The organism is Cellulomonas olei (assembly GCF_039548315.1).
Taxonomy (GTDB): Bacteria; Actinomycetota; Actinomycetes; order Actinomycetales; family Cellulomonadaceae; genus Cellulomonas.
Genome location: NZ_JBCLVN010000009.1, coordinates 1 through 12,115, shown reverse-complemented (window position 1 = coordinate 12,115; position 12,115 = coordinate 1). Strand labels below are relative to the sequence as shown.

Below are 12,115 nucleotides of genomic sequence, written 5' to 3'. Positions count from 1 at the left end.
GCCCCGCAGGGGCCCGTCCTAGCGTCACGGGTGACGGCAAGCACGCCGTCGCTCGGCGCGGGACGGAGGGAGTCCGGCATGGGCCACGAGGTCGTCGTCGGGGTGGACGGCACCCAGTCGAGCCGTCGCGCGGTGCAGTGGGGCGCGCAGGAGGCGTGGGCGCGGCGGACGGAGCTGGTGCTCGTGCACGCCACGGGTCGCCCCTCGCCGGGGCTCGAGGCGGCGTGGGACGCGATGCTCGAGGCCGAGGTCGCCGCGATGCTGGACCGGGAGGCCGGCCGGGCGCGGCACGACCTGCCGGAGCTGAAGATCCGCACGGAGGTGGACGCCGACACGCCCGCGCGCTGCCTGACCCGCCGCTCGGCGACCGCGCGCCTGGTCGTCGTCGGCACCCGCCGCATGACCGCCGCGGAGCGGGTGTTCACGGGCTCGCTCGCGTACCAGGTGGTCGCCGGGTCGCACTGCTCCGTCGCCGTGGTGCCGCCGGTGACCGGACCGGCGGAGGACCGCGTCGTGGTCGGTGCGGACGGCTCGCCGGACAGCGTCGCCGCCGTGCGCGCGGGCGCCGAGCAGGCCGACCGCGCCGGCGCCGTGCTGGAGGTGGTGCACGCCTGGCAGGAGCCCGCCGTGATCATGAGCGCCACGTGGCTGCCGCCGGACCTGTCCGACGTCACGCGCGAGGAGGAGGAGGTCGTGCTGGCCGAGGCGTCCGCCGGGCTCGGCGAGGACTTCCCGGACCTGGAGATCGAGAGGACGCTCGTGCGCGCGCAGCCCGCCGCGGCGCTGCTGGCCGCCGCGGCCTCGGCACGGCTGCTCGTCGTCGGCAGCCGCGGGCTGCACGGGGTGGCGCGGATGCTGCTCGGCTCGACGAGCCACGCGGTCGTCCTGCACTCGCCGTGCCCGGTGCTCGTCGTGCGGCGCTGACGGGAACGGCGCCGGGGCAGGGAGGACGTGAGCCATGCACGAGCAGACGACGACGCCCGCGGACGGCACGCCGGGCGGCGGGAGGGTCGGCCGGCCGCGTCCGGGACCGGACTTCGCGTGGCACCTGGTGGGCAGCTCGCACGTCGCGGGGACGGCCGACGGCTGCTACGAGGTCCGCTGCATCCGGGACCTGCGGTGGGAGGCGGTGTTCGTGCCCGCGACCGGGACGCCGCCGCAGCTCATCGAGGGGCGCGGCACGATCTTCCGGACGTTCGACGAGGCGCTCGAGGCGGTCGAGGAGTTCGACCACGGGCGCCGCGGGCTGCGCGGGCTGGCGCGCCGGCGCCGGCCGGGTGCCCGCCCCTGACCACCGTGGTACCGGACCGACCGCCCAGAGAGAGGACACCGCCGTGCGCACGCTTCCCCGGGATCCCCGGCACGCCGCCGAGGACGACGACCAGCCCGTCTACCGCGTCGACTTCGTCGCGCACGGCCGGCCCTCCGGCGAGGTGCACCGCGTGTTCGAGGCGCGTGACGTGCTGGAGGTGCAGGGGTGGGCGCAGCGTCGCGCCGGGGGCCGGGACTACGTGATCTCGGTCGAGTACCCCGGCGTGCACGGCACGGGCCTGGCCCGCGTGCTGTCCTCGCACGGCTGACGGCGCCCGAGGGTCGGCTGCGGCGGGGCGCGGGGTCGTTCGGCCCTGGGCGGTCCCGGCTCCCGGGCGGGACCGTGGGTCCGTCGGCCGGGTCGTCGTGCCCGCGCCCCGGAGGAGGGAGCACCCGATGAGCGGCGAGGTCGTCGTGGGCGTCGCGGGCACGCCGTCGAGCGAGCAGGCGGTCCGGTGGGCCGCGGACGCGGCGCGGGCCCGCGGGGCGACGCTCGTGGTCGTCCACGCCCTGGGGCTGCCGGTGAGCGGGTTCGAGAGCGTGTGGGACGACGCGGTCGGGGCCGGCGTGCAGCGGATGCTCGCGCACGAGGTCGAGGTCGCCACGCAGGACCACCCGGGCCTGACGGTGCGCACGGAGATCGACCTGGAGACCCCCGGCCGGGCGCTGACCCGCCGGTCGGGCACCGCGCGGCTGCTCGTCGTCGGTACCCGCCGCACCACCGCCGCGCACCGCGTGTACTCCGGCTCCTTCGCGTACCAGGTGGTCGCGGGCTCGCACTGCCCGGTGGCGGTCGTCCCGCCCTCCCTGCGCGTCCCGGAGAACCGCGTCGTCGTCGGCGTCGACGGCTCCCGGGACAGCGTCGCCGCCGTGGCCGCCGCCGCGCAGGAGGCCGACCGGGTCGGGGCCTCGCTCCAGGTCGTGCACGCCTGGCAGGAGCCCGCGGTGCTGGCGTCCGTGGGCTGGGTGCCGCCCGAGCTGCCGTCGGCGGTGCAGGACGAGGAGCGCGTCGTGCTCGGGGAGTCCACCGCGGGGCTCGGGGAGATGTACCCCGACCTGGAGGTCGAGCGCACGCTCGTGCAGGCGGACGCCGCCGCCGCGCTGCTCGCGACCTGCGCCACCGCCCGTCTGGTGGTGGTCGGCAGCCACGGGCGCGGCGGCGTGGCGCGGATGCTGCTCGGCTCGGTGAGCCACGCGCTGGTGCTGCACGCGCCGTGCCCCGTCCTGGTCGTCCGGTCGCACTGAGCCGTCCGCCGGGGCGGCACCGGGGCGCACGTCCCGCATCGAGGGGAGAGGCATCATGACCGAGGTCGTCGTCGGGGTCGCGGGCACGCTGTCGAGCGAGCGCGCGGTGCACTGGGCAGGGGAGCAGGCAGCGGCGCGCGGGGCCGAGCTGGTGCTCGTCCACGCCGTGGGCCGGCCGCGCGCCGGCTACGGCGAGGTCTGGGAGGAGGCCGTGCGCGCCGGCGTCCGGGAGATGCTCGAGCGGGAGGCGGAGCGCGTCTGCGCCGCGGTCCCCGACCTGAAGGCGCGCACCGAGATCGACCTCGAGACCCCCGCGCGCAGCCTCACGGAGCGCTCGGCGGGCGCCGCCCTGGTCGTGGTCGGCACGCGGCGGCTCGGACCCACCCAGCGGGTGTTCTCCGGCTCCCTGGCCTACCAGGTGGTCGCGGGCGCGCAGTGCCCCGTCGCCGTGGTGCCCCCGCTGACCCGCCCCGCCTCCGACCGCGTGGTGGTCGGGACCGACGGCTCGGCCGAGAGCGCCGCCGCGGTCCGCGCGGCGGCGGTCGAGGCGGCGCGCACCGGCGGCGTGCTCGACGTCGTGCACGCCTGGCAGGAGGCCTCGGTGCTGTGGGCGGTCCGCGTGCCGCCGGACCTCGGGTCCGCGACGCACGCGCACGCCCGCGCCGTGCTGGAGGCGGCGTCGGCGGGGCTCGAGGAGGAGCACCCGGGCCTGGAGGTCCGGCGGCGGCTCGTCGAGACCGACCCGGCCGGCGCACTGCTCGCCGCCGCCGACAGCGCGCGGCTCCTGGTGGTCGGCAGCCGCGGGCTGCACGGCGTCTCGCGGATGCTGCTCGGCTCGACGAGCCACGCGGTGGTCCTGCACTCCCCGTGCCCCGTGCTGGTCGTGCGCGGCTGAGGTGCCCGGTGGACCGCCCCGCGTCCGCCGGTGCGGAGCGCGCGACGGGCCAGGCGGCGCCCGACCCCGCCGCCTCGCTGCGCCTGCGGGGCGAGGTCGCGCTGCTGCGCTCCGACGCCCGGCTGGCCGTGGACGAGACGCTCCGGCGCGTCGCCGCGGTCCGCGCCCGGCTCGTCGAGCTGCACGGCACGGACCCGGTGGAGCGGGTCGCGTGGTGGGTGCGCAGCCCGGAGAGCATCGTCGTCGCCGCCGTGCGCCGGGGCCTGGAGCCGTCGCCGGGCGCGCTGCGGCGCGGGGTCACGGACGTCGCGGGGGTCCGGCTCGTGTGCACGTCGCGCGGCGACCTGCGGCCGGTGCTCGGCGCGCTGCTCGCGGGGCCCGGCGCGGGCCTGCTGGCGGTCGACGACCACCTCGCCCACCCGCCGGTGTCCGGCTGCCGCGCCCTGCACGCCGTGCTCGCGGTGCCGGTCGCGCTGCCGGGCGGCCCCGGGACCCGCACCGTGGAGGTCCAGGTCCTCACGGCGGTCATGGACGCGTGGGACGCGGTCCGGCGGTCGCTGGACGACCACGCCCCGGAGGACCTGCGGGCGCGGCTGCGGTCGGCGGCCGACCGTGCCGACCGGCTCGACCGCCAGCTCGACCGGATCCGCGCGGAGGTCGCCGCCCGGGGCTCCGCCCGCGGGACGGAGCCGGCCGGCGACGCCGTCGTCCGGGGAGGGGAGTGACCGTGCTGGCGTGGGAGGTGCGGCCGGCCGGCGTGCTCGCACGCTTCGAGCGCCCGGTGCCCGCGCCGGGTCCGGGGGAGCTGCTCGTGCGCGTCGAGGCGTGCGGCGTCTGCCGCACCGACCTGCACGTCCTCGACGGCGACCTGCCGCCCCACCGCCCGGCCGTCGTCCCCGGGCACGAGGCCGTGGGGCGCGTCGTGGACGCCGCACCCGACGTCTCCGGGTGGGCGACCGGGGACGCGGCCGGCATCGCCTGGCTGCGGCACACCTGCGGCACGTGCGCCGACTGCCGCGCCGGACGCGAGAACCTCTGCCGGGCCTCGCGCTACACCGGGTGGGACGCCGACGGCGGGTACGCGCCGTACGCGACCGTGCCCGCCGCCTACGCCTACCACTGGCCCGAGCAGCTCGACCCGGCCACGCACGCGCCGCTGCTGTGCGCCGGGATCATCGGGTTCCGGGCCCTGTCCCGCGCGGAGCTGCCCGCCGGCGGCGTGCTCGGCCTGTACGGGTTCGGCGGCTCGGCGCACCTGACGGCCCAGGTCGCGCTCGCCCGCGGCGCCCGGGTGCACGTCCTGACGCGCGGGGCCGACGCCCGCCGCCTCGCGCTCGAGCTGGGCTGCGCGTCCGCGGGCGGCGCGACCGACGCCCCGCCGGAGCCGCTCGACGCCGCGATCGTGTTCGCACCGGCCGGGGAGATCGTGCCGGTGGCGCTCGCGGCCGTGCGGCCCGGCGGCACGGTGGCCGTCGCCGGCATCCACCTCAGCGACGTGCCGCCGCTCGACTACCGGCGCCACCTGTTCCACGAGCGCACCCTGCGGTCGGTCGAGGCGAACACCCGCGAGGACGGCCGGGCGTTCCTCGCGGAGGCCGTCCGGGCCGGCGTCCGCGTGCACGCCGTGCCGTACCCGCTCGACCGCGCCGACGCGGCGCTCGCCGACCTGCGCGCGGGGCGGTTCGCGGGCGCCGCGGTGCTGCTGCCCGGGCCGAAGAGCCCACCCGGCGGCGTCCGGGCGCGGGCATCCTGGTGACGGCCGGTGACCCCGGCCCCCTGCACGACCCGCCCACCCACGAGGAGAGCACCATGAGCACCGTCACGCCCACCGCCGCCCGTACCACCACCCCGCTGCGCGCGGTCCGCGACGCCCTGGACCACCTGCGCGACGAGCCCGCGCCGCTGTGGGCGCCCGGCAGCCGCGCCCGGCTGACCGGCTGGGTGGCGGGGAGCATGGTCGCCTGGACCGTGGCCGGCGTCGCCGGGACGGCCGCGCTCGGCGCGCTGGTGCGGCTCGCCGGCTGAGCGGCGTCGCCGTCAGCGCGGCGCCGGAGCCTCGGCGGCGAGCGCGTCGAGCGTCCGCCGGGTCGTCGCGAGGGCCGCGTCCAGGACGTCGTCCGGCGCGGTGAGCGCGAGCCGCACGTAGCCGTCCTGCGCGGTGTACACGGTGCCGGCCGAGGTGACGACGCCGTGGCCCCGCAGGGCGGCGACGAGCTCGGCGCTGGTGCGACCGGTGCGCCGGGCGTCCACCCACAGGTAGAACCCGCCGAGCGCGGCGACCGGCTCCTGCGGCGCCCACGGCCCGAGCAGGCGGACCGCGCGCTCGGACCGCGCCCGGTAGACGGCTGCGAGCTCGGCGCCGCGGCCGGGCAGCGACCGCAGCGCCTCGGCGGCGACGAGCTGGGCCGTGACCGGTGCGCAGCCCGCCGTGGTGCCGTGCAGCGCGGCGACGGCCTCCCGCAGGGCCGGGGGTGCCACGAGGGCGCCGACCCGCAGGCCCGTCATCGACCACGTCTTGGAGAAGGTCCGGGCCGCGAGCGTGCGGTCGTGGCCGCCGTCCGCGAGCGGTGACGGGGCGCGGCCGCCCGCGAACACGACGGCCTCGTAGGCCTCGTCGGACAGCACGAACGCGTCGTGCTCCCGCGCCAGCGCGACGACCTCCCGCAGCGCCGCGGACGACGCCACCGCGCCCGTGGGGTTGCTCGGGGAGTTCACGACCACCAGGCGGGCGCCCGCGCGCAGCCCCGCCTCCACGGCGTCCAGGTCGGCGAACGCGTCGCCGGACGGGCCCTGCCGGTAGGGCAGCACCGCGATCCCCAGGCGGCCGGCGAGCACCCGGTAGTTGGGCCAGGCGGGGTCGGGCACCACGGCCGCGCCCCCGGGCGCGCACGTCGCCGCCAGGGCGACCGCGACGGCGCCGGTCCCTCCCACGGTGATGACGACGTCGGCGGGGTCGGGGCGGAACCCGGTGCCGGCCTCGACGTCCTCGGCGACCAGCGCCCGCAGGTCGCTGAGGCCGAGCTTCGGCGTGTAGCCGGTGCGCCCGGCGCGCAGGCTCGCGACCGCCGCCTCCACGAGGACCCCGGGCAGCGGCTGGTCCGGCTCGCCGATCGAGAGGTCCACCTCGTCCGGGGCGGTCTCGGTGGCCATCATGCGGGCGACCGCGTCCCCCGCGGCGGGCGAGGGGGGCTGCGTCGGGGCGGGCGGCGTCGGGGGAGTCGGGGGCACCGAGGGACCTCTCGTGCGTCGGGAACATGTCGGCCCGACCGCGAGGAGGGGCGTCCCGGCCATCGTAGGAAGCCCTCCGTGTCGGGAACGTGTCGGTTCCGCGGGGTCGAAACCGCGCGGACCGTCCAGCGTCACGCGGCTGTAACACCCGGTCCGTCTCATGGTCACCACGGCACGCCGGGCACCGGCCGACCCCCTGCGGACGGCGCCCGGTGCCGGGATCCCTCCCCCCACCTGATCCTCGACCCGCCCCGAACGGAGTCCCCATGCGCACCTCCCGCACGCGGTTCCTCGTGGCCGGCGCCTCGGCGCTGGTGCTCGGCCTCTCGGCCTGCTCCGGCTCCGCCGACGCGACCGGCGACACCCCCTCGTCGAGCGCCGGCGGCGACCCGGTCGTCGCCGCCGCCGACCCCTCCCTGCTGCCGTACAACTTCCTCGGCGAGGACGGCTCGACCTGGGAGGGCATCAACGTCGACCTGGCCGCCGCGCTGTCCGAGCAGCTCGGCCGGCCGGTCGAGATGACCAGCGCCGGGTTCGACACGATCATCCCGGGCCTGGCGTCCGGCCGGTACGACATGGCGCTCACGGGCATGTTCGACACCAAGGAGCGGCAGCAGACGGTCGACTTCGTCGACTACCTGCTCGCGGAGAACAACTTCCTGACCCGCTCGGACTTCCGCGACGTGGCGTCCATGGACGACCTGTGCGGCGAGGTCGTCGGCATCCCCGGCGGCGCGCTGGAGGCCGGCCTGCTCGCCGACGCCTCGACCGCGTGCACGGACGCGGGCGACCCGGCGATCACCGTCAACGAGTTCGCCGACCTCGACGCGACGGTGCTGGCCCTGAAGTCCGGTCGCATCGACGTCACGCCGAACGACTCGGCCGCGAACGCGTACATCCTGTCCCAGAGCCCCGACGACCTGAAGACGTCCGGCGGCTACCTCAACGAGGGCTACTTCGCGGCGGCGTTCCCGAAGGACAGCGAGCTCACCGCCCAGGTGGAGGAGGCCTTCGCGGCGATCATGGCCGACGGCACCTACACCGCGATCCTCGAGGACTGGGGCATCCCGTCCCGGGCCCTGGACGAGCCGATCGTCAACGGGTCGCCGTTCTGATGACGCGCCCGGACCTCACCCTGGCGCCGCGGGGCGCCGACAACGTCGTCGTCCCGCGGCCCAGGCCGTGGCGCTGGGTGGGCATGGCCGTGGTCGCGGTGCTCGCGGTCGCGGTGGTCTCGTCCTTCGTCACGAACCCGAACTACCAGTGGGACGTCGTCGCCCGGTACCTGTTCGACCCGCGCATCCTCGCCGGCCTGCGCACGACGCTGCTCCTCACGCTCATCGGCACGGTCATCGCCGCGGCGCTCGGCCTGGTGCTCGCGACCATGCGGCTGTCGACCAGCCCGCTGCTGCGCGGCACCGCGGGGGCGTACGTCTGGTTCTTCCGCGGCACGCCCGTGCTGGTGCAGCTGATCCTCTGGTACAACCTGGCGATCCTGGTCCCGACGGTGAGCATCGGGGTGCCGTTCGGCCCCACGCTGTGGTCGGCGAGCACCAACGACCTCATCACCCCGTGGACGGCCGCGATCCTCGGCCTCGCGCTCAACGAGGCCGCGTACCTGGGCGAGATCATCCGCTCCGGGATCATCTCGGTCGACAAGGGGCAGACGGAGGCCGCGCACGCGCTCGGGCTCGGCCGCCTCGACACGTTCCGCCGGATCGTGCTGCCGCAGGCGCTGCGCGTCATCGTCCCGCCGGCCGCCAACGAGGCCATCGGCCTGCTCAAGTACTCGTCCGTCGTGTCGGTGATCGCGCTGCCGGAGCTGCTGTACGCCGGCCAGCTCATCTACGCCCGCACGTACGAGACCATCCCCGTCCTCATCGTCGTGTGCCTCTGGTACCTCGCCGTGGTCACCGCCCTGACGGCGGTGGAGTCCCGCGTCGAGGCCCGGCTCGGCGCCGGCTTCCGCCGGACCCCGGACGACGTCACCCGCAACGGAAGGTGGGCCCGGTGGCTGCTCCCCAGGCGCTAGTGCAGGTGCGCGAGCTGCGCAAGCGGTTCGGCTCCCACGAGGTGCTGCGCGGCGTCGACCTCGACGTGCGCGCCGGCGAGGTGCTGTGCCTGATCGGCGCCTCCGGCTCCGGCAAGTCGACGCTGCTGCGCTGCATCAACCACCTGGAGCGGCCCGACGCGGGCCGGGTGGTGGTCGACGGCCGGCTCATCGGCATGGAGGAGCGCGGGGGCCGGCTGCACGAGCTGTCCCCGAAGGCGGTGCACGCGCAGCGCGCCGACATCGGCATGGTGTTCCAGCACTTCAACCTGTTCCCGCACCTGACGGTGCTGCAGAACGTCATCGAGGCGCCGATGCGGGTGCGGCGGTACTCGCGGGACGCCGCGGTCTCGACCGCGATGGACCTGCTGACGCGCGTCGGGATGGCCGAGAAGGCCGACGCCTACCCGCGCAGCCTGTCGGGCGGCCAGCAGCAGCGCGTCGCCATCGCGCGCGGCCTGGCGATGCGGCCCGGGCTCATGCTGTTCGACGAGCCGACGTCCGCTCTGGACCCGGAGCTCGTCGGCGAGGTGCTCGACGTGATGCGCGGGCTCGCCGCCGACGGCATGACGATGATCGTCGTCACGCACGAGATGGCGTTCGCCCGCGAGGTCGCCTCGCAGGTCGCCTTCATGGCGGACGGCCTGGTCGTCGAGCAGGGCGCCCCCGCCCAGGTGCTGGGCGCGCCGGCCCACGAGCGCACCCGTTCCTTCCTGTCGAAGGTGCTCTGAGCCGTGGTGGCCGCCACGTCCCCGACGCCGCTCGAGGCCGGCCTCGGCCGCGCGCTGACCCCGCAGGACCTCGCGGTGCTCAGCCCGGCCGTGCTGTGCGCGGAGCCGGGGTCGCCCGCGTCGCGGCTGCGCGGGCGGGCGGGGCGCGCGGAGTGGCCGACGGCGGTGCACGACGACATCACGCGCGCGGCGCACGTCGCGTCCGTCCGCGACACCCGGATCGTGCTGGTCGGGGGCAGCACGTTCGCGTGGGTGCACCAGGCCGTGCGGCAGCTGCGGAGGGCCGGCTCGTTCCCGCTCGCCGTGGTGGCCACCGACGTCACCGCCGACGAGGAGCTCACGCTCCTGGGGGCGGGCGCGAACCTGGTCGTCGAGCCCCGCGCCGGGGCCCGCGAGGTGGTGGCGCGGCTCACGGCGCTGGGCCGCAGCGCCGCCGGTGACGCGCTGCTGCAGGTGCGGTGGCTGCAGGCCGGCCCGATGCGGGTGGACCTGCAGGCCCGGCGCTGCCTGCTCGACGACGAGCCGGTGCCGCTCAGCCAGACCGAGTTCGACCTGCTGGCCTACCTCATGGGGCGCGCCCAGCAGGTGGCGGGGCACCACGAGATCGCCCAGCAGGTGTGGGGGTGGCGGCACGGCGACGTCCGCAACACCCTGCGGATCCACGTCGGCCGGCTGCGGCGCAAGATCGGCGACCCGCCGCGCGCGCCGCGGTGGATCGGGTCCGCGCGCGGCCTCGGCTACCAGTTCCTCCAGCCCGTCGCCGAGCTCGGCGAGGACCGCAGCGAGGAGCGGCTGCGGCAGGCGATCGCGGTGCTCAACGCGCAGGCGGACGCGCTGCAGGCGCTGATCGACACGCTCCCGGCCGCGCAGGACCCGGCGACGATCGCCGAGACGGTCGTGCAGTGGGCCGTGACGCGGGGCTTCGGCGACGCGGCGACGGTGTTCCGGCTCGACGTCGACGACGCCGGCCGCGGCGTCTCGCGGCTGGTGGCGTCGGCGGGGATGTCCGCGCGGTGGCGGCAGTCCATCGCGACCGGGCACCCCATCAGCGAGGGGTTCATGGGCTCCCAGGTGTACGCCCGCGGCGAGGTCGTGCAGATGTCCGACATGACGCGGCTGTCCAAGCGGTTCCCGGTGACCGCCCGGATGTCCACCGCGGAGGACCTGCACGCGTGCGTGATGTTCCCGCTGCACGTGCACGGCCGCGTGTGGGGGGACCTCGCGTTCGTCAGCCGCGCGCCCCGGGCGTTCCCGCCCGCCCGGTCCGCGTACCTGCGGACCGTCGCCGCCGTCGTCGCGCTGGCCGTCGAGGCCCGCACCCGCGACGCGGCGCTGGACGCCGGGGCCGACGGCGCACCGGACGTGCTGCCGGGGGCCGACCCCGGCGGTGGCGTGCGTGCGGGACGGGAGGCGACGGGTGCGTGAGCTGACGGACGCGGACGTGGCCCGCGTGAGCCTGCCCGCCGTGGTCGCGGAGGTCGCGCGCTGCCTGGCCGACCTGGGCACCGGGGCGGCGTCGCAGGCGCCGAAGGCCGTGCTGCCCACCGGTCCCGGTGCGTTCTTCCTCTCGCTGGCCGGCGTCGTGCCGCGGCTGGGGCTGGCCGCCGCCAAGTGGGCCTCGTACGCCCCGGGCGCGCCGGGCCGGCCGGGGACGTCCACCTCGACCGTGGTCGTGTCCGACGCGTCGGACGGCACCCCGCTCGCCGTCGTCACCGGCATGGCGTTCACGCGGGTGCGCACGGCGGCGACGGCCGTCGCGGTGGCCCGTGCCGCGGCCACCCGGCCGCCGGGCGCGGTCGCGCTGGTCGGCTGCGGGTCCACGAACCGCGCGGTGCTCGACGCAGTGCTCGCCTCGGAGCCGGCGGCGGCCGTGCGCGTGCTCGTGCGGACGGCGGCGTCGGCGCGCTCGCTGCACGCCGAGCTGGCGCCCCGCGTGGCGGACCTGCGGGTCGGGACCGACACGGCGGTGCTGGCCGACGCGGACTGGGCGTTCTCCGCGACCGGCGCGGACGCGCCCGTCGCGGACCTGGCGGCGCTCTCGCCGGACGCGACCGTCGTCGCGCTGGACGGCGCCCGCACGTGGCACCGGCCGCCGGGCGTGCCGGTGCTGGACGACCACGTGCGGCCGGGCGCCGCGACCCCCGCGGTGCCGCGCCTGCTCGCCGGGCTCGTCGAGCGGCCGCGCGGACCGGTGCTGCTCGACGTCGCGGGCTCCGCCGTCTGCGACGTGGCGCTGGCCGCGTGCCTGCCGGGGGTGCGGCCGTGACGGGCACCACCGGCACCACCCGGCTCGCCGTGGCGCTCGCCGCCGCCGGCGCGTACTCGGCGTTCCCGTCGGCCTGGTACCACCTCGTGCAGGAGCAGACCGGGTCCCGGTGGACCGCCGCGGTGCTGTTCGCCGCCCACGGGGTCGCGCAGGTCGCGGCCATGACGGTGGTCGCCCGGCCGCGGACCGCGGCGCGGGCGTCCGGGGCGGGCACCGGGCGGGTCGTCGCGGCGCTGCTGCTCCTGGACACCGCCGGCGCGCTGCTGCTCGTCGCCGCGCCCGCGCCCGGCGGGTTCGCGCTGCTGCTCGCCGGGCGGGTCGTCACGGGGCTCGCGCTCGGGGCGCTCACGCCGCTGGCGACCGCGGGGCTCGCGCGGCACCCGCGCGGG

General features: G+C 77.5%; 15 protein-coding genes. 14 read left to right on the top strand and 1 reads right to left on the bottom strand.

The genetic code is table 11. The features are described from left to right. The first annotated feature begins 78 nt into the window (after positions 1-78). From AAHH18_RS04690 to AAHH18_RS04655, 8 genes are all read left to right on the top strand, one after another. Positions 79-924 carry a universal stress protein gene (locus AAHH18_RS04690; RefSeq protein WP_283320650.1) on the top strand — a complete coding sequence of 282 codons (846 nt, stop codon included), beginning with the start codon at positions 79-81 and terminating at the stop codon, positions 922-924. 34 nt (positions 925-958) lie between these two features. After that, on the top strand, positions 959-1,291 hold the full coding sequence (locus AAHH18_RS04685) for a hypothetical protein (protein ID WP_343300762.1): 333 nt from the start codon (positions 959-961) through the stop codon (positions 1,289-1,291). A 43-nt stretch (positions 1,292-1,334) separates the two neighbouring features. After that, complete coding sequence (locus tag AAHH18_RS04680) at positions 1,335-1,580, top strand: hypothetical protein (protein ID WP_283320648.1); 246 nt, start codon at positions 1,335-1,337, stop codon at positions 1,578-1,580. A 127-nt stretch (positions 1,581-1,707) separates the two neighbouring features. Continuing rightward, positions 1,708-2,556, top strand: a complete 849-nt coding sequence (locus tag AAHH18_RS04675; protein WP_283320647.1) for a universal stress protein — start codon at positions 1,708-1,710, stop codon at positions 2,554-2,556. A gap of 55 nt (positions 2,557-2,611) precedes the next feature. Then, on the top strand, positions 2,612-3,451 hold the full coding sequence (locus AAHH18_RS04670) for a universal stress protein (RefSeq protein WP_343300761.1): 840 nt from the start codon (positions 2,612-2,614) through the stop codon (positions 3,449-3,451). Between the two features lie 8 nt (positions 3,452-3,459). After that, the gene (locus AAHH18_RS04665) at positions 3,460-4,176 is read left to right on the top strand and encodes a GTP pyrophosphokinase (RefSeq protein ID WP_343300760.1); all 717 of its coding nucleotides are present in this window, start codon (positions 3,460-3,462) and stop codon (positions 4,174-4,176) included. Then, complete coding sequence (locus AAHH18_RS04660) at positions 4,173-5,207, top strand: zinc-binding alcohol dehydrogenase family protein (RefSeq protein ID WP_343300759.1); 1,035 nt, start codon at positions 4,173-4,175, stop codon at positions 5,205-5,207. Before AAHH18_RS04665 ends, AAHH18_RS04660 begins: the two co-directional genes overlap by 4 nt. A gap of 53 nt (positions 5,208-5,260) precedes the next feature. Next, the gene (locus AAHH18_RS04655) at positions 5,261-5,476 is read left to right on the top strand and encodes a hypothetical protein (RefSeq protein WP_343300758.1); all 216 of its coding nucleotides are present in this window, start codon (positions 5,261-5,263) and stop codon (positions 5,474-5,476) included. A gap of 12 nt (positions 5,477-5,488) precedes the next feature. Here AAHH18_RS04655 and AAHH18_RS04650 read toward each other — a convergent pair whose 3' ends face one another. Further along, positions 5,489-6,604, bottom strand: a complete 1,116-nt coding sequence (locus AAHH18_RS04650; protein WP_343300757.1) for a pyridoxal phosphate-dependent aminotransferase — start codon at positions 6,602-6,604, stop codon at positions 5,489-5,491. Between the two features lie 341 nt (positions 6,605-6,945). Between AAHH18_RS04650 and AAHH18_RS04645 the strand changes: the two genes are divergently transcribed. The 6 genes from AAHH18_RS04645 to AAHH18_RS04620 form a co-directional block, all read left to right on the top strand. Further along, positions 6,946-7,794: an ABC transporter substrate-binding protein gene (locus AAHH18_RS04645; protein WP_343300756.1), complete on the top strand. Its 849-nt coding sequence runs from the start codon at positions 6,946-6,948 to the stop codon at positions 7,792-7,794. Then, positions 7,794-8,711, top strand: a complete 918-nt coding sequence (locus AAHH18_RS04640; RefSeq protein ID WP_283320640.1) for an amino acid ABC transporter permease — start codon at positions 7,794-7,796, stop codon at positions 8,709-8,711. Before AAHH18_RS04645 ends, AAHH18_RS04640 begins: the two co-directional genes overlap by 1 nt. Continuing rightward, positions 8,690-9,460 carry an amino acid ABC transporter ATP-binding protein gene (locus AAHH18_RS04635; RefSeq protein ID WP_283320639.1) on the top strand — a complete coding sequence of 257 codons (771 nt, stop codon included), beginning with the start codon at positions 8,690-8,692 and terminating at the stop codon, positions 9,458-9,460. The genes AAHH18_RS04640 and AAHH18_RS04635 overlap by 22 nt, the downstream gene beginning before the upstream one ends. A gap of 3 nt (positions 9,461-9,463) precedes the next feature. Continuing rightward, positions 9,464-10,885: a winged helix-turn-helix domain-containing protein gene (locus AAHH18_RS04630; RefSeq protein WP_343300755.1), complete on the top strand. Its 1,422-nt coding sequence runs from the start codon at positions 9,464-9,466 to the stop codon at positions 10,883-10,885. Further along, positions 10,878-11,726: a hypothetical protein gene (locus tag AAHH18_RS04625; protein ID WP_343300754.1), complete on the top strand. Its 849-nt coding sequence runs from the start codon at positions 10,878-10,880 to the stop codon at positions 11,724-11,726. Before AAHH18_RS04630 ends, AAHH18_RS04625 begins: the two co-directional genes overlap by 8 nt. Then, positions 11,723-12,115, top strand: a 393-nt coding sequence (locus AAHH18_RS04620; RefSeq protein ID WP_343300753.1) for a hypothetical protein, incomplete at its 3' end; no start/stop codon positions are given. The genes AAHH18_RS04625 and AAHH18_RS04620, both read left to right, overlap by 4 nt.

What these genes read in the sequence shown, in the direction of transcription:
- AAHH18_RS04640 (WP_283320640.1), top strand. Translation starts at nt 7,794, where the DNA reads ATGACGCGCCCGGACCTCACCCTGGCGCCGCGGGGCGCCGACAACGTC.
- AAHH18_RS04655 (WP_343300758.1), top strand. Translation starts at nt 5,261, where the DNA reads ATGAGCACCGTCACGCCCACCGCCGCCCGTACCACCACCCCGCTGCGC.
- AAHH18_RS04690 (WP_283320650.1), top strand. Translation starts at nt 79, where the DNA reads ATGGGCCACGAGGTCGTCGTCGGGGTGGACGGCACCCAGTCGAGCCGT.
- AAHH18_RS04670 (WP_343300761.1), top strand. Translation starts at nt 2,612, where the DNA reads ATGACCGAGGTCGTCGTCGGGGTCGCGGGCACGCTGTCGAGCGAGCGC.
- AAHH18_RS04645 (WP_343300756.1), top strand. Translation starts at nt 6,946, where the DNA reads ATGCGCACCTCCCGCACGCGGTTCCTCGTGGCCGGCGCCTCGGCGCTG.
- AAHH18_RS04650 (WP_343300757.1), bottom strand. Translation starts at nt 6,604, where the DNA reads ATGATGGCCACCGAGACCGCCCCGGACGAGGTGGACCTCTCGATCGGC.
- AAHH18_RS04675 (WP_283320647.1), top strand. Translation starts at nt 1,708, where the DNA reads ATGAGCGGCGAGGTCGTCGTGGGCGTCGCGGGCACGCCGTCGAGCGAG.
- AAHH18_RS04685 (WP_343300762.1), top strand. Translation starts at nt 959, where the DNA reads ATGCACGAGCAGACGACGACGCCCGCGGACGGCACGCCGGGCGGCGGG.